We start from the raw sequence: 24,250 nt of genomic DNA, 5'->3' as shown, positions 1-24,250 counted from the left end.
AAGCCGCCGGTGCCCCGCGGCACCCTGCACGTCACGCACGGCACCTGGGACCGCATGTTGGACCGGTCCGAAGACCCGCTCATGAGGCTGCGACAGGTTCAAGGGTGAGCGGCTGGGTCGTGTCTTGCTGGGCTGGGCCTGTCTACTGCCTATCGTGACGCGTGCTCCGGTGCGGATCGCCAACGGGGTGGCGGGGCAGCTCCAGGGGCCGAGCCCGCACCCGCACCTCTACCGACGCCGGCGAGGGGGAATGCGCCTATTCGGGTTCAACCTTCCGTACTGGGAGGTGAGCATGATCTACCACGCTGGCTTCACGCTTACGATCCCGATGGCACTGACGGGGCGCAACTATGCTGCGGCTCTATGAGGTCATTTCGGGACAGCCCGCCCATGTGGCAGATGTTCGAGCGAGCGGTCGCTCAGGTTGTGGTCAGCCTTGGCTCAGAGGCGGTCGTCGAGCACAATGCCCGCATGTTCGGTGAACTGAGCCGAACCCAGCGTCAGATCGATGTGCTCGTGACTGGCGCGCTGGCAGCATACCCGGTCTCGACTGCGATTGAGTGCAAGCACCACAAGGCGGCCGTCACGATCGATGTGGTCGAGTCATTCATTGGAAAGCTCCAAGATGTCGGCATCGGTTCGGGAGTAATCTTCTCGACCTCTGGATTCACCGCGCCGGCAGAACGTCGAGCCGCTGGATCGCGGTTCCCGACAGTGCAGTTGAAGAAAATACCTCGTGAGATGTTCCTGGATGAACGCGAGGTATCCATGGGTGAACACGGGGGAGCCTCTACGCGGTTCAAGATGGAGCGGGTCGGTCCAGGTGGGAAACTCGTCGTTCTGGAGAATCCTTGGTATTTCGATTATGCACGCGAAGCGCTGAGGAGGGAACCAGGAGGAATTGGCCTCGTGGCGTGCGGGTCCGGCTTTATGTTGTCGTCAATGTTTCAATCTATGGATCCCGAATTTATCGCTGAGATCGTGTATTTTGGCGACGTGGACGTCCAGGGCCTGCGCATGCCGATTGTCGCCGATCGCGCCGCCCGGCAGGCGGGGCTGCCGCCGGTGCGGCCAGCGGTAGGTTTGTATGAGGCACTACTGGCCAGCGATAGGACCGAGCCGGCAGGAGGGAATCCCGTGTCGCAAGGAGTGGCTGCTGACTTGGCTAGTTGGCTTGCTCCGAAACACCGAGTGGTGGCCTCCGATATTCTGCGGTCGGGGCGCAGGCTGTGGCAGGAGACCGTCTTGCTGCCGGCGGGCGTTCGGTTTGATTCGTACTTTCGCTGAGGCGGCCGAAGTGCTGCCGGATCCCAGTGCTGCGAGACCGTTATTCGATCAGGTGCTTAGTGTGCGCCGGCCTGCTGCACCGATAGGCGAAGGTGCCTGCCGCGCACGCGTTCGCATGAGGGTCGGTCTGAGACTAGCCCCACCAGTAGAAGAAGTATCCTCTGGTGTCTCGATAGCAGCCTGAGGTGGGCAATGTGGGATGTCCGCCGTCTACTATCCTCTGTCTCCAGGCATCGCACCCGTATGTGCCACCGAGTGAATCCCAGAAACCGTAGATGTTCCATCGCGCTGCCTGTGCCGCGGGGCGGGTGGTAAGAACGTTTAGGTTCGCTGAGGTCGTTGTGGCGTCGACCGCTGTCGACTCCTCGGCCGCTGCGGTGGTGAGAGATGCGACGGCGATCAGCGCCGTGGATGCCACGATAGTTACGAGCCTTCTGGCCCTGAATCGAGTAGTTGTCTTCATTTCTCAACCGTCGGGCTTCGCAGGGCTAGCCTGCAAGCTGATTCGGCTGAAGCCGAAGGGTCCGCAGGTTCCGGAGGGCCAGCGATCGTTCAGTCGATCGCGCCCCGCCTGTCGCGTGTTCGACGGCCTGCCGGCGGCTTCCTTCTGTCCGGTGTGGGCGAGAGATGCCGTTCTCTTCGGGCGCGGGACCGCATGCACGACCTCACGGGGTGTGAGTCTGCCGACGCCAGGTCGGGCACTTCATCTGGTGGCGCTTGAGCCACACGCGGTCGCGGTCCACCTTCCTGGCCCCGGCGCTTCCCCCGGTCCCGGTCATCTCCGTGATCGCGATCCCTCGCGCCGCTCTACCCAGCCGGTGTCTCCGGCGATGGCACACCCAGAGACGGTGGTTGCCCTGGGCGATGGTCTCGGCACGCCCATCGTGCCCAGACGTGGTGCACGGTCGGCCGAGCGCCCGAGAGAATGGGGCGGTGGCCAGCGACCTCACCCCGTTCTTCACCACGACCGCCCAGGTGATCCCCGCCCTTCTGATCGTGATCGGGCTGGATGCCGGATTGCTGCGCACGCTACGCACGGAGGGCTGGCGTCGCGCGCAGACGCTTGATCGTCATCACCAGACCCGGGCCAAGGAGGAGCTCGGGCAGTTGGCGGCCGCGCCGCTCGAGCAGGACAACGTCGCCGACATCAGGCGCCTGATCGCAGGCCACAAGCGCACCTACCGGTGGCGCGTCGCGCCGATGAAGCATCTCGCCTCGGTATGGGTCGCCGCGCTGCTGCTCCTGACCTGCACAGCCGAGATCGTCTCGTTGATCGCTACGGTGATCCTCCCGCAAGGAGCGTGGCGGGTGTGCGCAGTCAGCCTGGTCGGGCTCGCCGTAGCGCTGCTGCTCGGCCATGTCGCCACCGCGGTCGTGCGAGCGGCCTGGCACTGGCAGACACCGGGTGGCCTGCGGCCGGCGCCGACCTCCCGCGACTGACCGCACAAATGAGATCGGCCCGAGCGGTGCCAGGTCAGGACAGGTCCAGCATGCCCTGTGAGAGCACGTCCACGCTGGCCACTCGGGCAGAATCCTTGCGGCGGGTCATGCGTAACATCATCGTCAACTGAGGCTACTGCGCAAGAATCGTCGCCCAGCGGTCCTCGGTCTGGCCACTTGCTCGAAGTTGGCCCGCGGTTACCACGGTCACATCCGCCACGTGGTAAATCCTGCAATCCCCGCCCATTGGATCGTGGGCCGGCGTGCTGGAGCAGTGCGACGACTAGCGTCACCTGTCAGTGCATCCATCCCATCTCTAGTCAGGTGTCTGTGCTGAATGCGAGGAAGTCGGCTCGCGCGGTACGTTGCGTACGCCACCGACCAGTGTGCCCAACTGGACGATCGCGGAACCGGGCGTGGGTGAGAGTGAGGTGGGTCTTCGCGCGTGAGATCGCAACAAAGAAAGCTGAGATCGCTTCTTCAGGGTCCCCCCAGAACAGTTCGTTCTCGACGCCGAGTACCACGACGCGCTCGAACTCCAGTCCCTTGCACTTGTGGATGGTTAGGATGCGGACGGTCTCGGTGTCGGACAGCCGCTTGATGGCGGCTGCCGGCTTCTCTTCGACGGTGAGCGCGTCTTCGAAGGCTTTAAATGCCTGATCGAGGACGTCGTCCAGGCGGGATCCTTGTTGGTAGCCGGGTGACAGCGCCATGAGCGCAGGCCGGGAGACTAGTTCGAGGAAGCTGGCGATCGAACTACGCCAGAATGTCGGGTCCGCTCCACCATCGCGGGATGTGCGGAGGTCTGTTCGGGCTTCTTGGATGAGACGCTTGAGCTTCCGGTCGAAGCGGAGGGCTTCCTCTTCGGAGGCGTCGGCGCGTGCGGTCGTCCGCATGAGCTCTGTGTAGGCGGCCGGCTGACGGGCGCTGGTGACAACGCGGATGTAGTTGAAGACGAGGGTTGCTGCGGGCTCGGCGACGAGATCCTGGGCGTCTTGCTCGTTGCGGAAAGCGATCCCTCGGCGGGACAGAGATTCTGCGAGCCGCGCCGTGACCAGGTGAGGCTGCTGGCGGACCAGGATGGCGATCTCGGAAGGGGCGATCCCATCAGCGAGCCATGTCTGCACCTGGTCGGCGACGTGCTCTGCTTCGTGACGGTCCGTCTCGAAGCCGCAGACGTCGATGGTGCCAGCGTCCCCCGCCAGGGATTCGGCGTCACTCGCAGCCGTCGCATCCATGACGGTGATCATGCGGTTCTGCATGCGCCGCAGACGGGGTGCGGAGCGGAAGTTCTGATAGAGCGACAACGGAGTGGCGCTGAAGTCGTCCGCGAAGGTCTGCAGGACTCCGTCGAGGGCGCCAGCCCAGGCCATGATGCGCTGCTTCACGTCACCAACCGCTGTCATGGTGGCGTCGCCATGCGTGAACGCGGCCTTGAGGAGGTCATATTGCTCGGTGGTGGCATCCTGGAACTCGTCAAGGAAGACGTGGCTATACGTCTGGCGGATTCCGCCTCGTGCGTAACGGTTGGTCTCGAGGATCTCCAGAGCGAGGGGCACGAGGTCTTTGAAAGTGATCTGCGTGCGAGCGACCCGTGTATCGGGATCGATGCTGTAGTCGGCGTCGAGCGCGCTGATACCGGCGAGAGCAGGACGGTAGTTGTCGATGATGCGCTTCGCGAATGCGTGGAAGGTGAAGCTGTCGAACCTGGCTGCGTACCGCGTACCGGAGCGCTGGCGGACCCGCTCACGCAGGTTGCGGGCCGCGTCGACCTTGAAGGAGACGGCGAGGATCCGGCGTGGGTATGGGCAGGCTCCGGTGCGGAACAGGAAGTCTGCCCGTTGAGCAAGTAGCTCGGTCTTCCCGGATCCCGGCCCGGCCGTCACGACCACGTTCTGGTCCACGGCGGTGGCTGCGGCTAGGGCGTTGCGTTCGAGGACCTTGCCGCCCGTTGGCACCCAGTCGCTGGACCGGATCATTCAGGCAACCCTGCGAGCGTGGACCGCACTCGCGCCACGAGCCGGGTCAGCACTTCCGGAAGGCCCTGCATGAGCACGTCGTCTTCGAGAGCGGCCAATGCAGCAAGGTGCGAAGCGGGCTTGCTCTTCACGTCGAATTTGCGGTGGTAATCGACGAACAGATCCAGCACGCTTGGACCGAGGCGATCCTCGTGGATGTGTGCCTTGCCCAGGACAGCCACGATGGTCGACTCGTCAGGGGGTTGTGGGGACGTCCCGTAAGCGTCGGGAAACGCCTCCATCATGAGCATGTCGAGATCCACTGGGGCGGAGAAATACACACCTGCACGTTCCAGCCATGACACAGGGCCGTTCTCGGAACTGGTCGTCGGGAAATCGACGTCGTCGTTCCACGCCGGCAGAGCTTCTATGTGCGCCACGGTGACGAGGCCCGGTCTAATCTTCTGAACCTGCGTGAAGGCGTTGCGCACCCTGCCCCAGCCACCTTGGTGACGTCCGCTGTCCAGGTCGAGCAACGTGACATGCGGGATGTGAAGCTCATCCAGGAGCCTCCAGAAGTGGTTCACGTGCCGGCCGCCGAGCGGCACGACGGACACGGACGCGTCGTCCTCGGCGATCCCGGCAGCCGCGAGCATCCGCGGGAGGACGACCAGCTCGCTAGCGCCTTCCCCGAGCACCACCAAGCGGGAGAAATAGAGCTCCGGGTACGCCTCGACCGCTTCCTGGACGTATTTCGCTGCCTCCTGGTCGTCCTCGGGGAGTCTGATGCGGTGGACCGCCGTCTGCCGGCGCTCGTCCAGGCGCAGGAAGCAGATGGCCTCAGGGTCGACGCGGCGCAGCAATGCCGGGGCGTGTGTCGCCACGAGGGCCTGCACGTCCCCTGTTTCACAGGCTTCTCGCAGTTGCCGGATGATGCGGCCCAGGTACTGCGGCGCCAGGCTGTTCTCAGGCTCCTCAACGGCAATCAAGGTGTGGACCGGTGGGCGCAACCTGTCTGGGTCCAAGGATGTCTCCTCCCCCGTGAGCACCCGGCGGGAGAGGTTCTGCCAGGCGAGCACGAGGGAGATGTACAGCAGTGACTTCTGGCCGTCGCTGAGGCGTTCGAAGGGCAACGGTGCCCCTTCGTGGGACGGCGTGAACGTGACAGTGAGCTGGCGTAGCACCCCGTCCAGCTCGCCCCGGCCGAATGCGATGGCCGGGTCTGCGAAGAACGCTCCCTTGTGCAGGCCGCGCCACTCTTGGCTGAGGTGCGTGCCGAGACTCGCCACGGCGCCGTTTGCCGTCATTGCCTGCGTGATCTGGTTGGTGAGGTCAGCCAGGGTGTTCCGTTCCGCTGTCCAGTCGACAGCGCGGAGCGCCCGGCCGATCAGGGAGGACGTCGCGTAGGAGATGTGGTCGGTCGGGTCTCTCCTGGCCGGAAGGTAGTGCACCTCGATATGGCCGCGGTCGTAGCGCGACATCGTGGCCGTAGACGAGGGATTCCCGTCCTCGTCGGCCTGCAGGACGTACTCGAGCTTCTCTTCGACGACGCCGTCGACGGCCAGGACAGCGGTCAGCCGGACACGGATCCGCGGGGCACTGTCAGGGTCTTCGATGGCCATGTGCGAGAAATTTGGTGGGACGGAGGCATGCTGGCCGTCCTGGCCGGCTTCAGGGAACTCGATGTCGACCTCGATCCACAGCTTCGGGGCGTCGTCCTGGATCTCGACCGCGCTGCGGTCGGCCGGGACGTGGAAGTCGCTCGTCCGGATCGAGCGTTGCCCGGTCACCGGGCTGAACAAACGGGCCAGGGCTTCGAGCACGGCCGTTTTCCCGGCGCCGTTCGGCCCGAGAACGTACGTGAGATCCGCCAGTTCGATCGTCGTGGGTTCTGGTCCGAACGACTGAAAGTTGCTCAGCCGCAGCGACGTGATCTTCATGAGCACCTTTCGGATGAGTCTCACGTGGGAGAGGGCTGGCTGGTAACCGATGTGCTGGCCGCCAGCCCTGTCGATCGAACGATGAGCGGCCTGCCTGCACCTCCTGCGTGCTCTCAGGCTCCTGAGCTGGCGTCGCCGCCGTCGAGCAATCGCAGGACAGGTCTCGTGTCTTCCGTTCCTAGGACTTCTCGGACACGAGAGGGATGCCAGCGCAGCTCATGAGCAAGGTCGACCTGTGTGAATCCCGTGGTGTCGGCAAGACGTGCTGCTTCACTCAGCATCGATGGCGTCTCTCCGGGATACGCACTGACTGGTTCGGGCGTCTCCAGGCCTGTGCTTCGTAGTTGATTCAGTTTCTGGTAACCGCGACGGACCGATGCCTCGGAGACCGTGCCGGCTTCCTTCATGCGGAGCAGGAGCGAGTCGATCGAGACACCCCAGTGCCGGGAGAGCTCGTCCAGGCGGGCGAGGTTCACTGAGCGCGGCAGCAGGTTGACGATCTGGGAGTGCGGGGTCAGGAACTCGGCAGCGAACTGGTCCGCCTCGCGTTCTTGCTGCTGGTCACCAGGTGCCGCTTCGCCGTGGAGAAGAATGTGCCCGATTTCGTGGGCGACAGTGAACCGGTAGACGAACACCGACCTGGCCCGCTCGGGCGTGATGACGATGACTGGGCGGGCCAGGTGCGATGTGGAGAAGGCGCCCACACGAGCCACATCTTGATTCGCCATCGTCAAAAGGGACACAACGATCCCATGTGACTCCGCGCGAGCAACCAGGTGCTTCACGGGCTTGTGCCCTAGACCCCAGTGGGCTCGCAATTGCCGTGCGGCCGACACGGGATCGGTCTGCTCCCGATCGATCGCGGGCAGGTCGACGTCGGGAAACTGAACCTTCTTCTCGAGCGCGAACGTCAGTTCCCAGACCTGCTCGATGAACGAGATCGCCTTCGACCTCTCGCGCGCGGTCGTGGAGCGCAGGCTGCGGAAATGGGCCTGAGATCCATCGACACGCCCGATGGGCCTCCCGGTGGCGAAATAGTCCACCGGCACGTGAAGCTCACGGGCCAGCGCAGGCAGCAGGTCGCGCCGCGGCTTGGCGACCTGGGACTCGTACTGGCCGATCGCTGCTGGTGTCACGCCGACCAGAGATGCGAGTTTGGTCTTCGAAAGGCCGGCCGCTGCTCGTGCTTGGGTCAGGCGTGCTGGATCGAACGCTCCCGCGACCGTCTCCAGGTCCAGATCGCGGGAGGACGCGAAGAGCGTGAGGGAGGTGTTTTTGTCACGCATGCGTTTCTCCGGTCTGGTCCTCCTGCTTCACTCCCAACTGCGGTCGAGGGATGGGGCCCTCGGCGAACCCGTCGTTCGTCGGCCCGACATCGACCAGCGAGCCGCTGCCCAGGGCGAGCAGCGACTCGAGGGACTCGAAGGTCAGGTATCCGTCGGACCCCAGTGTTGCCTCACCCCACTCGATGCTGTGCAGAGCGGAGGGGTTGCTGGCGTAGGGAACGACGACGACGCGGTGCTGCTCCAGGGTCTCAGCGAGGGTCTTCGACTCCTCATTGAGCAAGGCGTGCTCCTCGGCGCTCAGTTCGGGGTGGTCGAACTCGATCGGGAGTCGGCCCTGGGGGTCAGGGTGTCGCTGCGTGAAGAGCGAGACCCGGGAGTCCGAGACCGCGAACGGGCGTGTGCTCGCCTCTGCTGCCCGGTCCTTCGCGTAGCGCCACGGGAACAGGACCACGCCGTTGAACGCTACGAGCTTGTGGCGCCCCACCGTGACTAGCTCGGCTGAGGGAAGCCTGCTGAGCACTGCAACGAACTGGTCCAGGCATCGGCGCCAGATGTACCCGTACGGCCCCGAGTGATTCATCTCGGCCGCAGCCTGGGCGTTGGCCAGCTTCTCGTGGCAGTCCTGGATGATCTCCGGGATCTTTTCCCGAACCAGCACGCCATCAGCGCCAAGCGTCCGCAGTGCCCACGCGCGCCCCTCGTCAACTGCCACAGTCGACTCCCTTCACTGTTGTGCGTAGAACATAGCATGACGCTTTAGTTTTGCGCACGATTTCGTCACGGTGTGCTGCGCAATCGGGACCTGTCGTACCGCATGACGGGTCACGTCCTCGGCATCGGCGCGTCGGACCTGAATTGCGCGATCCCGTGTGAGACCGTCCGCGGTACCCGGTCGGAATTCGGATGGATGGGCCGCGCTGCTCATCGCCGGGCAGATGGCCGTCGCGGCGGGCGTCGCCTGGGCGTGCGCAGGCTCGGCAAGCGAGCGCGCTCCATTCCCACGCTCGATGGAACGCCCGAACCCCCGACCCGCGGAGCAGCTGAAACCTAACTTCGGAGCCCAGGCATTATGCGCGCAAGCTTCACCCGTCCCTTGACCCAGCCAGCAGAGCATCGAGGCTAGGGTGAACCGATGAGCACAGCCGCTGACGCGCCTGGTTCGCCCGAACTGGACAGTGTGCGCGAACGCGCGCGTGAACTTGCCGAGAGCGTCGAAGAAGACGTCCTGGCGCGTGAGCCGCTAGAGGTGACCCTGGAGCGGCTCGTCACCCAGGGCGCGCCTCAACCGCTCGTCCTCGACGTCAGCGATCGGTACTACGAGTCGAGAGGCAACTCGTTCACGATCAGCTACCCCTTCGTCGGACCGATTGATCCCATCCTCCGCCGGAGCACCCTCTTCCGGACGGGTGGCTCCCACGGATCACAGAGCTACGTCACGATCCGCGTTGACGTGCACGAGCAGTCAACAGATCCGGACAGATTCGAGAAGGCATTGGCTGACCTGCTCAACAGATGCGACCAGCAGATACTGCACGACGTGCAGGTCGCCAACGAGGACCTGACTCGCCAACAGGAGGCGTTCACGCTCGCCGCCCGGGAGGTGTTGATGCCCCGGTGGCGGATGGTGCGGACCATCCGCGGCGCAATGGAGCGTCTCGACATCCCGCTGGGGCCACGCACCAACCCGCTCGTTCACATCCCGGTCCGGCCAACCCAGTTGTCCCGGGCCGTCATCGAGCAGGCCGCCGAAGCCGGCACCCCGCAGTACGCGCTCGCCGACGACCTGGCCGAGTCCGTCATCTCGACCATCGCATCCTTCGGCCTGGCACTGGAGCGACTGCCCGTCACGGCGGCAAAGCTCGTCGGCGAGCACGAGGAGAGCCTGCGAGACGTCCTGCTGTTCGTGCTCAACGCCAACTTTCAGGGTCAGGTCACAGGCGAGACGTTCATCAGCAAGGGCAAGGCAGACCTGCTGCTGCGCTGGAAGGACCGCGACGCATTCGTCGGCGAATGCAAGATCTGGAAGGGTCGGAAGGCCCTCAGCGAGGGACTAGACCAGCTGCTCGACCGGTACACCCTGTGGCGGCAGACCCGGATCGCCCTGGTTGTGTTCATCCGCGCGCCCAAGGACGCAACGACGATCATCGAGGACGCACGCCAGGTGATAGCCGACCACCCCCGGGTGCGCCACGAGCTCCACACGACCGAGCCCGCCCATCGCAGCGACTACGAAGTCCTGGGCTCAGGAGACGAGAAGCGACTTGCGCGACTCACGCTCCTCCCGGTTGTCATCGCGTAGCACGAAGCTCAGTGTCGATCTCGCCGTCGACGTTTGGTTGCGTCGCCCCGTCCGCCCGCGCGGACTGGACCTCTGTGCCACCGGATCCAGAAGTCGCGCGGACGGTACCAAATGCTGAGGCGTTCTCACCGCTCTGATCAGCGGCGTCGCGCCGTCCCAAGAGTTCACTCTCGGCGCTCGCCTGGTTCGAACGAAACCATCCCCTCCGGCCGATGCCAAGTGTCCCTACTGGTCAACCGTCGGGCGGCGGTCCTCGGTTCGGCGGACGGAGGCTTCCTGCACTACACGAAGACTTGTCAGGTGGTAAAGGCCGACCCGTTGGGCGGCGCATCTCGGCCACAAGTGTCCGGTGGGATGTCCAGCGCGGCGGTCCTGGAGCTGGGCGGCACACAGGCGCGGGACTGCCGTTGCGGATCTGGCAACGCGACGCGTTCGCATGGGAGTCTGAGGCCATGCATCAGCACATGAACCCCGGATGCCCGTGGGATGCCCACGAGCAGGTCTTCGAGGGGTGTCTGTGCAGGTCAGGGCGAGTTCTACGGTTTACACCGTGGATGTCGGGGGTTCGAATCCCTCCGGGCCCACTCGCTGCAAGGATGCAGCCTTGAATCTCAGGCGCAAGGAATCTCTCAGGCGCAAGGCGCTAGCGGGGCCTGAGCCCGTCGACGACGACGCCCAGCATTCGGTTCAGCCGGGGGCGCTGCTCGGGTGCGCCGGCCACGGAGAGCACGCCGGCGAGGATTTCGCCTACCTCGACGGGGTCGATGTCGCCGCGCAGCTCTCCTGTTGCGGCGCCGGCCTCGAGCATCATCGCCAGGATCTGTTGGACCTCGTCGCAGACCGGTCCGGTGCCGAAGCGGCCGGTGGCACTCATGGCGACCAGGGCCTCGCAGATACCGCGTCGTTCACCGGCCCAGTCGGCGAATCGGAGCATCCACGCATGGAGGCTCTGCGCGGGCGGCTCGGCAGCCAGCAGGGTCCGCGCCTCTTCGCGCAAGGGCCGGATCTGGTCCCGGTAGACCTCTTCGACCAGATCCTCACGGGTGGGGAAGTGCCGGTACAGGGTGGCGTTCCCTACGCCCGCGCGCTTGGCGATCGCGTCGAGCGAGACCGCGTGTCCGGACGCGAAGGCTTCGGCGGCCGTGGCGATCAGCTGCTCGCGGTTGCGCTGCGCGTCGGCGCGCAGGGTACGTGGACGTGTCATGACCTTCGCCATCGTGAGTGTCGGATGAGGTTCGGGAGCGATCCAGGGAGGTCCCCGGTTTAGTGTACGGTGAGGCAAACGGGGAGATCCCCGCTTGTGGGGTGGGCTCGCCCGGAGGCAGCCGAGCGGCTGAGACCGGGCGGGCCGACCACCGGCCCTCACCTCACGAACCGCACCTCACAGGAGGACCTGATGGCACTCACTCTCGACACCTATCGGCTGCTGGGCCGTTCCGGGCTCCGGGTCTCACCGCTGGCGCTGGGCACGGCGACCTTCGGCACCGAGTGGGGCTGGGGCGCCGAGCGCGACGAGGCGCGCAGGCTCTTCGACCGCTACACCGAGCTCGGCGGCAACTTCTTCGACACCGCCAGCACCTACACCAAGGGCAGCTCCGAGCGAATGCTCGGCGAGTTCGCCCACGCCGACCGGGACAAGATGGTGCTGGCGACGAAGTACTCGACGCTGCGACAGCCCGGTGACCCGAACTCCGGGGGTACCCACCGCAAGAGCATGGCGGCGTCGGTGGAGGCCAGCCTGCGGCAGCTGAACACCGACTACATCGACCTGCTCTACGTGAACGTGTGGGACTTCAGGACGCCGGTGGAGGAGATCCTGCGGAGCCTGGACGACCTGGTGCGGCAGGGCAAGGTGCTGTACCTGGCGATCTCCAGCGCCCCGGCCTGGCAGGTGTCCCGCATGCAGGCGATCGCCGACCTGCGCGGCTGGTCCCCGCTGGTCGCACTGCAGACCGAGTACAGCCTGATCCAGCGCACCACGGAGCGTGACCTGATCCCGATGGCACGCGAGATGGGTCTCGGCGTGGTCCCCTACTCCCCGCTGGGCGGCGGGGTGCTCACCGGCAAGTACAGCCGGGAGGACCAGAACCCGGTGGGTTCCGTGGTCGGCGAGACCGCGGGCAACCGCAGGAGCCTCAACGCCGCCCTGGGATGGGTCACCGACCGCAACCTTGCCATTGCCGATGCGGTGAAGGAGGTGGCCTCGGAGCTGGACCGCACACCCGCCCAGGTGGCACTGGCCTGGACCCTGAACGCCCCTGGCGTGACGGCACCCATCGTCGGCGCCCGCACCGTCGCGCAGCTGGAGGACAACCTGGGTGCCCTGCAGGTCGACCTCACGTCGTCGCAGCTGGCCCGCCTCGACAGGGCCAGCGCCATCGAGCTCGGCAACCCGCACGACGTGCTCGCGGGCGATCACATCCGCACCATCACCGCAGGCGACATGAAGATCGAGGCCGCTTCATGAACGGCGACGTCCAGATGTCCGACATGCTTGACGATGGAACGGAATGCCCTCGGCTCATGGGTGAGTACCGCGACAAGAGTGTGGTGATCACGGGCGGCAGCAGCGGCATGGGGCTCGCGCTGGCGGAGCTGCTGGTGCGGGGCGGGGCTCGCGTGGTGATCACCGGCCGTTCTCAGGCCAAGCTCGACGTGGCACGCGACCGGCTCGGCGCGCATGCCGTGACCGTCCGAGCGGACGTGGCCTCGCTGCCCGACCTCGACATGCTCGCCGACCGTGCAGGGAGCGAGCTCGGCTCGATCGAGGCTCTGTTCGTCAACGCCGGCATCTCACCCCTCACGCCCCTCGAGTCGACGACCGAGGACGTGTACGACGAGCTGTTCGCGATCAACGTGAAGGGCTCCTTCTTCACCGTGCAGAAGCTCGCCCCGCTGCTGAGCGCGAACGCCGGCGTCGTCCTCACCACCTCGATCGCGAACGTCATCGGCATGGCGCAGACCGGCGTCTATGCGGCCGGCAAGGCGGCGCTGCGCTCGATGGCCCGCACCTTCTCCCGTGAGCTGCTCCCGCGGGGAATCCGTGTGAACGCGATCAGCCCAGGTCCCATCGACTCGGGGATCCTGGAGACGATGAGTCTGTCGAAGGGGGCCGCCGACCAGTTCAGGGCGGAGCGGACCGCGAGCAACCCCATGAAGCGCTACGGCACCGTCGAGGAGTTCGCCAAGGCGGCCGCGTTCCTCGCCTTCGATGCCACGTACACCACCGGCATCGAGCTGGCCGTGGACGGCGGCGAGACCCAGCTCTGAGCGCAGCCTGAGGTCGCGATGCTGCGGCCCGCTGAGCTCCAGGGCCGGGGTGCGCGAGGGCCCACTCGAGGAACGAGTCGACCAGAGTGCGCACCGTCTCCTCGGTGGTGCCCGCGTGAGCGAGTGGCGGCCAGAGCCGCCGGTCCGATGGGGCAGCCCTGGGGAGCCGGTACGATCTCACCAGCCGGTACAAGGGCCTACGGCCGCGGTCGGGATGAGCACCGAAAGGGATTGAGTCGATGTCGATCTCGGCGGAGGTTGCCGATGACCTTGGGCCATTGCCCGGGCTCGGCGGCACCACGATGCAGGTGCTGGTGGACGGCGCACGAACGGACGGCAAGCTGGCGATCTCTCGCCTGAGGATGCCCGCAGGCGCGACGGTTCCCCTGCACGCGCATGCGGGTCAGGACATCATCCTGCTGCTCCTGCGCGGGAGCATGGCTGTTCAGCTGATGGGGCAGGGCTACGAGCTCGACGAAGGCAGCGTCGCCGTCCTGCCGCGGGGCCTCGCCCACGCGTACCACGTCACGGTGGAGACGGACCTGCTGCTGCTGAGCACTCCGAGCGGCCCGGAGGACTCTGCCTGCGATGCCGCCGTTCGCGTCGCGCCGCAGCCGGAGAGGCGACCGGTCGCCACGGCTCTGCCGGGCCTGGCGCCCTACATCGCCCGGGCTGATGAGCACGAGGTCCTCGAGTGGCTGGACGGTGGCCTGGTGAGGATCCTTCTCGACGCGGGGCGCACGGGCGGCCGGCTCTCGCTGGGGCGGTCGACCTTCCGTGCAGGCTCGACCTCGCCCATCTATGTCCACGGGAAGGAGGACGAGGTGGTGGTCATGATGCGTGGCAGTGCCATCTACTGGGTCGGCGAACGTCGCTACGACGTCTCAGCCGGCGACGTCGTGGTGATACCTCGTGGAGTCTCCACGGCGCACCGTATGACCACCGATGCCGAGATCCTGGTGGCCACCAGTCCGGGGGGCCTGGAGGAGCTCTTCCGCGCCGCCTGCCGCGACGCGCGGCTGCCGCGCCCGGAGAACTGGCAGGTCTCGTTCGACGCGCTCAGGAGGGCGGCCGAGGCTGCCGGCCAGACCCTCATCGCGGCCCCGGCCTAGCCGCCGCCCCCTGTATCGCGTCGAGCAGGGCGCGCGCGGTGCGGGGACGCTGGCATGTGCCGGACCGGCATGGGACGCTGCACCCGTGGACCAGCACCCGAACCTCCCCGGCCGGCGGGACGCCCACGAGCGCGTCGCCGGAAGGCGACCGTGCAGGTCAGAACACCTTCCGCGGTTCGCACCGCGCAAGTCCGGGGATCGAGTCCCTCCGGGCCCGCTCCCTTGCCGTGAGGAGATCGGCCGGTGAGCAGCCAGCACCTCTGGTCCGCGACCGTGCTGGCTGATCTCGTCCGGGAGTCCCGCCTGAGCAGGGGCATGACGCAGCAGACCCTCGCCGACCTCTCCGGTGTCCGGGTGGGGACGATCCGTGACGTCGAGCAGGGCCGGACCGCTCGTCCGCGCGGCAGCACCGTGTCGGCGATCCTGCGCGTCCTTGACGTGAGCGGCTGGCCCGCGGCAGATCTGCTGCCCGACGCCGACGGCGCGCCCGGAGCGGCCCCTGACGAGTCCGACCCTCCGCCGGCGGTCCGCACAGGTCCGACCGGGCTCTTCATCCTCGGCACGATCGCGGTGGAGCGGGACGGACGGCGGCTGCCGGTGTCCGCGCGGGTGCAGCGCCACCTCGTCGTGCGCCTGGCGCTCGCCGGGGGAGCCGCCGTCGACCAGGACGACCTCTTCGAGGCGGTGTGGGACCGTGAGCGGCGGCCCGGCGACGAGGCCGTGCTGCACTCGGCGGTCGCCCGGCTCCGTCGCGTCGTCGACCCTGTGCCGATCGTGCGCGTGGGCACCGGCTACGCACTTGAGGTGCGGCCCGAGCAGCTCGACTGGCTCCGCTTCCGCGACGCCGTCCGGAGTGCCGAGGCCGCCGGGTCCGCCGAGGAGGCTTTCGGCCTGCTCCGGGCCGCGATGGCGATGTGGCGGGGGTTCCCGGGAGACCTCGCGCCCTGGGTGGGGACGCCGTTCGAGCTGTGGGACGTCCACCGTCAGGCGGCCAGGCTGCTGGCGACGTCCGGGCGGGCGATCGGCCGTGCTGCCGACGCCGTCCCCCACCTGCGGAACGCCCTGACCGTCGCCCCGTACGACGAGGCGTTCCACGCGGAGCTCATCCTCTCCCTCGCGGCGAGCGGCCGCCGGACGGAGGCGCTCATCGTCTACCGCGACGTGCGGCGGGCGCTGCTCGAGGAGCACGGCGTCGACGTGGGTGCCGAGCTCGTGGCCGCGCACGCCGCCGTCCTGTCGGACCGGGCCGGGAGCCACGTCGGCCTGGTGCCGCCGCGGCAGGCCCCGCTCCCGCCCCGTGTCTTCGTCGGCCGCGTCGCGGAGGTCGACAGGATCGTCGGCGACGACGTCGGCTCCCGGCCTGCGGTGCGGTCCGGCGTGACGGTGATCAGCGGCCCTGCCGGTGTGGGAAAGACGGCCCTGGCGCTCGAGGCGGCGCGCAGGATGGCGGACCGCTACCCGGACGGGACGCTCTACGTCGACGCCAAGGGCACGGACCGTACGGCGATGAGCGCCGACGCGATCGCGCGACGCTTCCTGCGGTCCCTCGGCGAGCCCGACGTGCGCGGCAGCGACGACCCGGACGAGGCGCCCAGCCTGCTGCGGAGCGCTCTGGCCGGCCGGCGGGTGCTCGTCGTCCTCGACAACGTACGGAGCCCGGAGCTGGTGCGGGCGCTGGCGCCGGCCGCCGGGGAGAGCCGCCTCGTCGTGACGAGCCGGTGGTCCCTCCACCAGGCCGTCGCGGACTGCCACGTCGCCCTCACCGTGCTCGACCTGGACAGCGCCACCGCTCTGCTGACGACGACGATCGGCGGCATGCGGGCGATCGGGGACCGCGCGGCCGCCGAGACGCTCGCCGAGCTGTGCGGCCGGCTGCCCCTCGCGCTCGCGATCACCGCCGCTCGTCTCGCGAGCCGGCCGGCCTCGTCCCTGGCGGACATGGTGGCGCTGCTGGAGGACGAGGCGGCGCGCCTGGAGGAGCTCGCCACGCCCGACTCCCGCGTCGACGAGAGCCTGGAGATGACGTACCGGCTGCTGAGCCCTGCCGCCCAGCGGATGCTCCGCGCGGTCTCGCTCCACCGCGCCGACGCGTTCGGCACGGAGTTCTGTCTCGCGGTGCTGGACGGCATCGGCCGCCGGGACGTCTACCGGCTCCTCGAGGAGCTGGTGAGCGCGAACGTCGTCATGGAGGTCGGTGACGGAAGCTATCGCCTGCACGACCTCCTGCGGATCTTCGCCCGTCGCAAGCTGGACGAGGCGGGCGAGCTCGCCGCGTGCGAGGCGCGCATCGACGAGTGGTACCTGACGTCCCTCCGCGAGGCGGTCGACGCCATCTACCCGAACATCGTGCGGCTGCGCGGACCTGGCGTCACGAACACGGAGATGACCGCCGACGACGCCCTTGCCTGGATCTCGACCGAGGAGTCCGGCCTGGTGCGGACCGCCCGGGAGGCGGCGACGACGCCGTCGCGCCGGCACGTCGCCTGGGAGGTCGCCGACGAGCTGAGGGCCTACTGCCTCGTGCGGCACGTGGACGAGTGGAAGCTCGTGGTCGAGGCGGGCCTCGCCGCGGCGAGGGCCGCCGGAGACCTGCGGGCCGAGAGCGCGATGCTCATGGGCAGGTCGCAGCAGTCCTGGGCCGTGAGCCCGGACCAGGGACCGCTGGCGGACGTGACCGAGGCCGAACGTCTCGCGGCGAAGGTCGGCTGGGCCGACGCCGTCTCCTACTGCGCGCACAACCTCGGCTGGATGCATGCCTGGCAGGGCCGGCCCGATGAGGCGGAGGGCTGGTACCGCAAGGCGCTGGAGCACAGCTCGCACCTGACCGGCCCGGACGTCGGGGCGATCGTCCGCAACGCGATCGGGCTGCTGCGGTTCGACCAAGGGAGGTACGCCGAGAGCGTCGAGATCCTCACCGAGGTCGCCGAGTGGAACGAGGCGCAGGGCCACACGGGCTCGGCGCTGACGAACCGCGGCAATCTCGCCAGGTCGCTCCGGGTGGTGGGGCGGGCCGGCGAGGCGCTCGACTCCCTGGAAGCGGTGCTCGCCGGGTTCCGGGAGCGGGGCGACCTGCGTGGCGAGGCGTCGACGCTCGACGAGATGGCGCACGTGCTGCTCGAGCTCGGGCGGTGGGACGAAGCGCTCGAGGCCGGGACCCGTGGGCACACGATCGCGGCGAACCACCGCGACCTGCGGTCCGAGTGCCACCTGTCCTGCACCGTCGCGGGCGTGCTGGTGGCCGGCCCGGACCCCGCGGCCGCCCAGGGGTGGCTCGACCGCGCCGAGCTGCTGGCGGGGCACCTGAGGTCGGACCTGCTGCGCCTGCGCGTGACGGCGGAGCGGGGCCGTCTGCTCGGAGCCGTCGGCCGTCCGGACGAGGCGCGGGACCTGCTGCGGTCAGCCGGCGCCGACGCCGAGGAGCGGGGCCTCGGTCATCTGGGCAACCTCATGCGCGCAGCCGAGCGAGACCTTCGTGCGCCTCGAGAATCCTGACCGCCTGCGCCAGGACCCGCAGGCCCCGAGCCGTGGGCCTGAACCGCCCGTCGGTGCGCACGAGAAGAGTCGTCTTCATCATGGACTCCAGCGCGTGGACGTGCGTGCTGACCGTGCTCACGGAGCAGTGGGTCGCGCGGGCGGCGGCGGTGGTGGTGCCGTGCTCGCACAGAGCGACGAACGAGCGGAGCTGCTGGACGGTGGGCATGGCCCGAACGTAGCGAGCCGGCCGTACGCCGGGCTGTCGAGGCGCTTCCCGTAGTCCCGTAGTCGGCGTCGGGCAGGGGCGAGCGGGGCAGCGCGACGACGGACACCTCGCCGCCGTCGTCGCGCTGGGGCCTTCTAGAAGAAGTTGCGCGGGTCGAACTTCTCCGCGATGTCGGAGAGCGTCCCGCCCGCCTCCGACACCTGGTCGCCGAGGCCGGACACCGCGCCCTCGGCCGTGCCGGTGAGGTCCTCGACACCGGCCGTGGCCTGGTCGACGACGCCCGCCCCGAGCTCCTCGACGCCGGCCGTGGCCTCGCCCAGCGCGCCGTTCCCGTACTCCCCGAGACCGGCAGCCGCCTCGTCCAGGGCTCCTGCTCCGGCCTCGCCGGCCGCCGCCGTCAGGCCCTCGACGTCGACGCCCGCCGCCAGCGACTCGAAGTCGACCCCGAGGTTCGCCGCGTTCTCCAGGAGCGGGCCGGCCACGCTGCTGACCGCCGCACCTGCCGCGACGGCGCCCAGGACGCCCACCGCGCCCACGGCGACGCCGGCGACGGCCCCGCCCGTGCCGACCTTCGCGAGCATCGACCGCATGGAGCCCGGCCGCCGAGCCTCGGTCCGGGCAGCCGCCCGGGCGAGCTCGGCATGGTCGGCGGAGCGGGGCTGCTCGTGCGGCGGAAGCTCTGCCTGCATGCGCTGCAGCACCGCCTGGCGCTGCGCCGGTGTCAGGCGGGCGAAGGACTCGGCGTGGATCCGCTCGACCTGGTGCGGGTCGGCGGTCTGCATGAGGTAGTCGTAGCGGGCGATGGCCTGCCGGTCGGCGTCCGCGGTCGCCGGGGCGGGCCGTGCGCCCGGGTGGTTCTGCGGCGTCGTCGGGTAGCCCGGCTGTCGGCCGGCCGGGTAGCCCTGGCCCGGCGCGCCCTGCTGCTGGTCGCGCCCGGTCACCGCTCCGGCGATGTCCTGGAGCGCGGACTGCCAGGATCGCTGGCCCGTCGAGCCGCCCTGCTGTTGCTGCTGCCCGGACTGGGACTCGAGCACCTTCTTGGCGAGGCCGATCATGTTCGAGAGCTTGGACATGCGGTCCGTTCCTTCCGTCGGGGCGGATGGGCCACACTTCCAGGCCAGCATGAGAACTACGTGAGACCAGGATGAGAGATTCACCCGGTGGCCTGGCGAGAGACCCCGAGATCGGCCAGGGTGTGAACCGCGAGCCACCACCGAGCGACGGAGGCACAGTGCATTCCCATCTCCCCGGACCCGGCCGCCGCACCCCGGTCAGCACGTACCGTCTCCAGCTCGGCCCCGACCTGACGTTCGCGGACGCCGAGAAGGCGCTCCCGTACCTCGACGCCCTCGGGATCACGGACCTCTACCTCTCGCCGGTGCTGCAGGCCGCGCCCGGGTCCATGCACGGCTACGACGTCGTGGACCACACGCGGATCAGCGACGTCCTGGGCGGCCGGGAGGGCCTCGAACGGCTCGCGGCGGCGGCACACGAGCGGGGGATGGGCGTCGTCGTCGACGTGGTGCCGAACCACATGGCCGTGCCGACGCCTGCCTGGCACAACCGGGCCCTGTGGTCCGCGCTCAAGCACGGCCACGAGTCCCCGTACGCGACGTGGTTCGACCTCGACATCGCCCCGGGCGAGGGACTGCTCATGCCGGTGCTCGGTGCGCGGATCGGCACGGTGCTCGCGGCGGGCGAGCTCGTGCTCGACCGCGTCGTCGTGCCCGGTGAGGACGGCGAGCAGCCGGTGCTGCGCTACTACGACCACCTGTTCCCCGTGCGGCCCGAGACGGAGGACCTGCCGCTCGCGGAGCTCGTGGGCCGCCAGCACTACCGGCTCGCGTACTGGCGCGTGGCCGACGAGGAGCTCAACTACCGGCGCTTCTTCGACGTCGGCACCCTGGCGGGTATCCGCGTGGAGGACGACGACGTCTTCGACGCCACGCACGCCCTGCTGCTGGAGCTCTTCCACGCGGGCGTGATCGACGGCTTCCGGATCGACCACCCCGACGGGCTCGCCGACCCGCGCGGCTACCTGCGCCGGCTGCACGAGGCGACCGGCGGGGCGTGGGTCGTGGCCGAGAAGATTCTCGAGGAGGACGAGGCGCTGCCCGACGACTGGCCCGTCGCCGGCACCACGGGCTACGACACGGCGTGGCGGCTGCACGGCCTCCAGGTCGACGCCGACGGCGCCGCCCCGCTCGCGGCCCTGATGCAGGAGCTGACGGGCGAGCAGACGAGCCTGGACGACGTGATCGAGCAGGCCAAGCGGCAGATCGTCGAGACCTCGCTGTACGCGGAGGCCCACCTGCTGACCACGATGCTCGCCGACATCTGCCGCGAGGACGTGCGGCTGCGCGACCACACGTTCCGGTCGCTGCAGGACTGCGTGGTCGAGCTGATCGTCGCCTTCGGGCGGTACCGCGCCTACGTCGTGCCGGGAGAGACGGCGCCGCCTGAGGCGGAGCGCGTGGTCCTGGAGGCGGCCGACGTCGCCCGGTCGCGCCTCGACCCGGACCGGCACGACACGCTGGACCTCGTGGTCGACCTGGTGCTCGGGCGCGAGGCCGGGTCCGCGGGGCGGCGGGACGAGGAGCGGCGTGCCGAGCTCGTGGTGCGGTTCCCGCAGGTGTGCGGCGCCGTCATGGCCAAGGGCGTGGAGGACACCGCGTACTACCGGTGGACCCACCTGGTCAGCCTGTGCGAGGTGGGCGGGGCGCCTTCGCGCTTCGGTGCGGGGCCGGACGAGCTGCACGCGCACGCGCGGCACCTGGCCGAGTCGTGGCCCGCGACGATGACCGCCGGGTCGACGCACGACACGAAGCGGGGCGAGGACGTGCGCTCGCGGATCGGGGCCGTCTCCTCGCACGCGGAGGCCTGGGTAGCGCTGGTGCGGCGGCTGCGGGAGGCGACTGCTGACGTGCGGCCTGCCGACCTCGACGGGCGCACCGAGAACCTGCTCTGGCAGACGCTCGCCGGGACCTGGACGCCGGAGGGGCCGATCGAGGCCGAGCGGCTCGCCGCGTACCTGGTCAAGGCGTCGCGGGAGCAGAAGGCGTGGACCACGTGGACGGCGCCCGACGTCGCTCGCGAGGAAGGCCTGGTGGAGTACGCGACCGGACTGCTGACGCACCCCGAGGTCGTCGCCGGGTTCGACGGGTGGGTGGCCGAGGTGACGCCGACCGTCCGGCGCTCCGTGCTCGCGACCAAGCTGCTGCAGCTCACCGTGCCCGGCGTCGCCGACGTCTACCAGGGGACCGAGGTGACCGGGACGTCGCTCGTCGACCCGGACAACCGGCGGCCCGTGGACCTGGAAGGGCTCGCGGCCGTGCTCGGACCGCTCGATGCGGGGCGGACGCCGTCGGGGCTCGCGGAGGAGAAGCTCGTCGTGACGGCCGCCGCGTTGCGGCTGCGGCGGGCGCACCCCGAGGCGTTCGTCGGGGAGGACGCCGGGTACGAGCCGCTGCCGGTGACCACCGAGCGGGCGGTGGGGTTTGTTCGGTCGGATGCTGCCGGGCCTCGGGTCGTGGTGGTCGCGACGCGGCTCGGGGATGCACCGGGGCTGTTGGACGCGTCCGTCGTGCTGCCGGAGCCTGCGCCGGGGGAGGTGTGGCGGTCCGCGCTGACCGGGGCCTCGGCCGACGCCGGGGCCGTGCGGCTCGGCGACCTGCTGGGGGCGTGGCCGGTCGGGCTGCTGGTGGCGGAGGCTGCTGATCGTTCGGACGCTGACCGCCGTTCGCGCCTTGCTGTTCGTGCGGGCGGGGCGGGCGCGTGACCGGGGACCTGCGGGTCTGGGCGCCGCGGGCGTCCCGGGTCGACCTGGTCCTGTCGGCGAGCGGCACCACGGAGGCGATGGACACCGACGCCGGGGGCTGGTGGTGCTCGCGGCGTCCGCTGCTGGCCGGGACCGACTACGCGTTCTCGCTCGACGGCGGCCCACCACGCCCCGACCCGCGCAGCCCCTGGCAGCCCGCCGGTGTGCACGGGCCGTCGCGCACCTTCGACGTTCATGCTCATTCCTGGGCCGACGGCGGCTGGGCCGGCCGGGACGTGCTCGGCGCCGTCGTCTACGAGCTGCACGTCGGGACGTTCACGCCCGAAGGCACGCTGGATGCCGCCGTCGGGCGCCTCGACCACCTTGCCGACCTGGGCGTCGACATGGTCGAGCTGATGCCGGTCGCCGCGTTCGGCGGGCACCACGGCTGGGGGTACGACGGCGTCGCCCTGTGGGCCGTGCACGAACCGTACGGTGGTCCGGCCGCGCTCCAGCGCTTCGTGGACGCGGCGCACGCGCGCGGGCTCGCCGTGTGTCTCGACGTGGTCGACAACCACCTCGGGCCGTCCGGCAACTACCTGGCCGAGTTCGGGCCGTACTTCACCGACCAGCACCAGACGCCGTGGGGCGCGGCCGTGAACCTCGACGGCGACGGCTCCGCCGAGGTGCGCGCGTTCGTCGTCGAGAAGGCGTTGCGGTGGTTCCGGGACTTCCATGTGGACGCGCTGCGGCTGGACGCCGTGCACGCGCTCGTGGACGACTCGCCGCGGCACGTGCTGGCGGAGCTGTCGGACGCCGTCGCTGTGCTGGCCGCCGAGCTGGGGCGGCCGTTGTCGCTGGTGGCCGAGTCGGATGTGAACGATCCTCGAACTGTCACGCTCACGGGTTCCTCGTTCCAGGGCCGGGCCGGGTACGGGATGACGGCGCAGTGGGCCGACGACGTCCACCACGCCCTGCACACCCTCCTGACCGGCGAACGGCAGGGGTACTACGTCGACTTCGGCACCCCGGAGACGCTCGCCAAGGCGCTGACCGGCGTCTTCGTGCACGACGGCGGCTGGTCCACCTTCCGCGGCCGGAACTGGGGCGCGCCCGTGCCGGCCGACCTGGACCGCCGCCGCTTCGTCGTCTGCTCCCAGAACCACGACCAGGTGGGCAACCGGGCGCTCGGCGACCGGCCGTCGCGCGTGCTGACGCCGGGGGCGCTTGCGGTGAGCGCGGCCGTGGTGCTGCTCGGGCCGTTCACGCCGATGCTGTTCATGGGCGAGGAGTGGGGCGCGACCACGCCGTTCCAGTACTTCTCGGACCACGAGGAGCCGGAGCTCGCGGCGGCGATCTCGCGCGGGCGGGCGGCGGAGTTCGGCGGGCACGGGTGGGCCGAGCTGTACGGGGCTGATGTCGTGGTGCCTGACCCGCAAGCCCGCTCGACGTTCGAGGCTTCTCGGCTGGACTGGGGTGAGGCTTCGTCGGAGGGCGGGGCTCGGATGCTGGAGCTCTACCGGGGGTTGGTGGGGCTGCGGCGGGCGGAGGCGGCCGTGGCTTCCGGAGATCCTTCCGGGACGTCGGTGCGCGTGCAGGACGGGGCTCTTGTCCTGACACGGGTCGCCGTCGGGCCATCTCGGGGTGCGCGGGTCGATGTGGTGCTGGCGGTGCGGGAGGGGGCGGTGTCCGTGGTGGTCGACCGGGGCGGTGAGCCGGCGCGGGTGGTGCTCGACTCGGGGGTGGTGCTCGGGGGCGCGGCGGCGGTCGTCGAGAGCGGCGTCGGTGGGACGACGGTGACGGTGTCGGGGCCAGGGGTCGTCGTACTGCGGTGAGCGGCTGCAGGTGGGGTCAGCTCATCGGGCGGGCAGATCTGCTCGCGCTCTCGCGAGGTCGGCACCTCCCTGCGAGGTCGGCAGTCTGCCTTGAGGTCGGTACAGGCCTGGACCGACCTCGAGGCAGACTGCCGACTCTGCGCGGCAAACTGCCGACCTCGACGCAGACTGCCGACTCCGCGCGGCAGACTGCCGACCTCAGCCGGCCGTCGGTCGTCAGCGCCCACCGATGCTCGACTACGTCGACACCATCATGCCGGGGCCGGCCGAGCCGGTGGCGTTGACCAAGTCGGTGACCAGGCCGTAGCGACGGTGCCTCGACGTGTGTCGGTGACGGTGGGTTGCGGCCGTTGCCAAGCAGGGCTG

16 protein-coding genes are annotated in these 24,250 nt (G+C 69.2%); 9 read left to right on the top strand and 7 right to left on the bottom strand.

Annotated elements, in window-relative coordinates; genetic code table 11:
• Positions 1 to 390: 390 nt before the first annotated feature.
• Positions 391 to 1,287 carry a restriction endonuclease gene (locus ACIBBF_RS22165; RefSeq protein WP_397417675.1) on the top strand — a complete coding sequence of 299 codons (897 nt, stop codon included), beginning with the start codon at positions 391 to 393 and terminating at the stop codon, positions 1,285 to 1,287.
• Positions 1,288 to 2,220: 933 nt separating this feature from the next.
• The gene (locus ACIBBF_RS22160; RefSeq protein WP_397417673.1) at positions 2,221 to 2,727 is read left to right on the top strand and encodes a hypothetical protein; all 507 of its coding nucleotides are present in this window, start codon (positions 2,221 to 2,223) and stop codon (positions 2,725 to 2,727) included.
• A gap of 320 nt (positions 2,728 to 3,047) precedes the next feature.
• On the opposite strand, the gene ACIBBF_RS22155 is transcribed toward ACIBBF_RS22160, so the two are convergent.
• From ACIBBF_RS22155 to ACIBBF_RS22140, 4 genes are all read right to left on the bottom strand, one after another.
• On the bottom strand, positions 3,048 to 4,706 hold the full coding sequence (locus ACIBBF_RS22155) for a UvrD-helicase domain-containing protein (protein WP_397417671.1): 1,659 nt from the start codon (positions 4,704 to 4,706) through the stop codon (positions 3,048 to 3,050).
• A complete protein-coding gene (locus tag ACIBBF_RS22150) occupies positions 4,703 to 6,625 on the bottom strand; it encodes an ATP-dependent nuclease (protein ID WP_397417669.1) in 1,923 nt (640 codons plus the stop codon). Before ACIBBF_RS22150 ends, ACIBBF_RS22155 begins: the two co-directional genes overlap by 4 nt.
• Positions 6,626 to 6,738: 113 nt before the next feature.
• Positions 6,739 to 7,911, bottom strand: a complete 1,173-nt coding sequence (locus tag ACIBBF_RS22145) for a helix-turn-helix domain-containing protein (RefSeq protein WP_397417667.1) — start codon at positions 7,909 to 7,911, stop codon at positions 6,739 to 6,741.
• Positions 7,904 to 8,623 (bottom strand): hypothetical protein, encoded by a 720-nt coding sequence (locus ACIBBF_RS22140; protein WP_397417665.1) that lies wholly within the window; start codon positions 8,621 to 8,623, stop codon positions 7,904 to 7,906. Before ACIBBF_RS22140 ends, ACIBBF_RS22145 begins: the two co-directional genes overlap by 8 nt.
• Positions 8,624 to 9,043: 420 nt before the next feature.
• Here ACIBBF_RS22140 and ACIBBF_RS22135 point away from each other — a divergent pair, with 420 nt between their 5' ends.
• Complete coding sequence (locus ACIBBF_RS22135; protein ID WP_397417662.1) at positions 9,044 to 10,210, top strand: hypothetical protein; 1,167 nt, start codon at positions 9,044 to 9,046, stop codon at positions 10,208 to 10,210.
• Positions 10,211 to 10,853: 643 nt separating this feature from the next.
• On the opposite strand, the gene ACIBBF_RS22130 is transcribed toward ACIBBF_RS22135, so the two are convergent.
• Positions 10,854 to 11,426 carry a TetR/AcrR family transcriptional regulator gene (locus ACIBBF_RS22130; protein ID WP_397417660.1) on the bottom strand — a complete coding sequence of 191 codons (573 nt, stop codon included), beginning with the start codon at positions 11,424 to 11,426 and terminating at the stop codon, positions 10,854 to 10,856.
• 180 nt (positions 11,427 to 11,606) lie between these two features.
• On the opposite strand from ACIBBF_RS22130, the gene ACIBBF_RS22125 reads away from it, so the two are divergent.
• The 4 genes from ACIBBF_RS22125 (at position 11,607) to ACIBBF_RS22110 (ending at position 18,084) form a co-directional block, all read left to right on the top strand.
• Positions 11,607 to 12,677 (top strand): aldo/keto reductase, encoded by a 1,071-nt coding sequence (locus tag ACIBBF_RS22125; RefSeq protein WP_397417657.1) that lies wholly within the window; start codon positions 11,607 to 11,609, stop codon positions 12,675 to 12,677.
• A 56-nt stretch (positions 12,678 to 12,733) separates the two neighbouring features.
• Entirely contained in the window at positions 12,734 to 13,480 is a 747-nt protein-coding gene (locus ACIBBF_RS22120; protein ID WP_397417655.1) for an SDR family oxidoreductase, read from the top strand.
• 239 nt (positions 13,481 to 13,719) lie between these two features.
• Positions 13,720 to 14,592, top strand: a complete 873-nt coding sequence (locus tag ACIBBF_RS22115) for a cupin domain-containing protein (protein ID WP_397417653.1) — start codon at positions 13,720 to 13,722, stop codon at positions 14,590 to 14,592.
• Between the two features lie 243 nt (positions 14,593 to 14,835).
• Positions 14,836 to 18,084: a tetratricopeptide repeat protein gene (locus ACIBBF_RS22110; protein WP_397417651.1), complete on the top strand. Its 3,249-nt coding sequence runs from the start codon at positions 14,836 to 14,838 to the stop codon at positions 18,082 to 18,084.
• Here the strand turns inward: ACIBBF_RS22110 and ACIBBF_RS22105 are convergent.
• Positions 18,038 to 18,292 carry a LysR family transcriptional regulator gene (locus tag ACIBBF_RS22105; RefSeq protein WP_397417649.1) on the bottom strand — a complete coding sequence of 85 codons (255 nt, stop codon included), beginning with the start codon at positions 18,290 to 18,292 and terminating at the stop codon, positions 18,038 to 18,040. The two genes, ACIBBF_RS22110 and ACIBBF_RS22105, sit on opposite strands and share 47 nt — an antisense overlap.
• A 134-nt stretch (positions 18,293 to 18,426) precedes the next feature.
• A complete protein-coding gene (locus tag ACIBBF_RS22100) occupies positions 18,427 to 19,365 on the bottom strand; it encodes a cation-transporting ATPase (RefSeq protein WP_397417646.1) in 939 nt (312 codons plus the stop codon).
• Positions 19,366 to 19,523: 158 nt separating this feature from the next.
• Between ACIBBF_RS22100 and treY the strand changes: the two genes are divergently transcribed.
• Positions 19,524 to 22,070, top strand: coding sequence for a malto-oligosyltrehalose synthase (gene treY / locus ACIBBF_RS22095; RefSeq protein ID WP_397417643.1), 2,547 nt, complete (start codon positions 19,524 to 19,526; stop codon positions 22,068 to 22,070).
• Complete coding sequence (gene treZ, locus ACIBBF_RS22090; protein WP_397417641.1) at positions 22,067 to 23,884, top strand: malto-oligosyltrehalose trehalohydrolase; 1,818 nt, start codon at positions 22,067 to 22,069, stop codon at positions 23,882 to 23,884. The genes treY and treZ overlap by 4 nt, the downstream gene beginning before the upstream one ends.
• The last annotated feature ends 366 nt before the right edge of the window (positions 23,885 to 24,250 follow it).

Source organism: Promicromonospora sp. NPDC050880 (genome assembly GCF_044456525.1).
In the GTDB taxonomy this organism is placed as follows: Bacteria; Actinomycetota; Actinomycetes; order Actinomycetales; family Cellulomonadaceae; genus Promicromonospora.
This window is presented reverse-complemented; position numbering and strand designations above follow the sequence as displayed.

Excerpts from the sequence above, each read along its gene's own strand:
- ACIBBF_RS22165 (WP_397417675.1), top strand. The coding sequence starts at position 391 with ATGTGGCAGATGTTCGAGCGAGCGGTCGCTCAGGTTGTGGTCAGCCTT.
- ACIBBF_RS22155 (WP_397417671.1), bottom strand. The coding sequence starts at position 4,706 with ATGATCCGGTCCAGCGACTGGGTGCCAACGGGCGGCAAGGTCCTCGAA.
- ACIBBF_RS22150 (WP_397417669.1), bottom strand. The coding sequence starts at position 6,625 with ATGAAGATCACGTCGCTGCGGCTGAGCAACTTTCAGTCGTTCGGACCA.
- ACIBBF_RS22145 (WP_397417667.1), bottom strand. The coding sequence starts at position 7,911 with ATGCGTGACAAAAACACCTCCCTCACGCTCTTCGCGTCCTCCCGCGAT.
- ACIBBF_RS22135 (WP_397417662.1), top strand. The coding sequence starts at position 9,044 with ATGAGCACAGCCGCTGACGCGCCTGGTTCGCCCGAACTGGACAGTGTG.
- ACIBBF_RS22130 (WP_397417660.1), bottom strand. The coding sequence starts at position 11,426 with ATGGCGAAGGTCATGACACGTCCACGTACCCTGCGCGCCGACGCGCAG.
- ACIBBF_RS22125 (WP_397417657.1), top strand. The coding sequence starts at position 11,607 with ATGGCACTCACTCTCGACACCTATCGGCTGCTGGGCCGTTCCGGGCTC.
- ACIBBF_RS22120 (WP_397417655.1), top strand. The coding sequence starts at position 12,734 with ATGGGTGAGTACCGCGACAAGAGTGTGGTGATCACGGGCGGCAGCAGC.
- ACIBBF_RS22115 (WP_397417653.1), top strand. The coding sequence starts at position 13,720 with ATGTCGATCTCGGCGGAGGTTGCCGATGACCTTGGGCCATTGCCCGGG.
- ACIBBF_RS22105 (WP_397417649.1), bottom strand. The coding sequence starts at position 18,292 with ATGCCCACCGTCCAGCAGCTCCGCTCGTTCGTCGCTCTGTGCGAGCAC.
- ACIBBF_RS22100 (WP_397417646.1), bottom strand. The coding sequence starts at position 19,365 with ATGTCCAAGCTCTCGAACATGATCGGCCTCGCCAAGAAGGTGCTCGAG.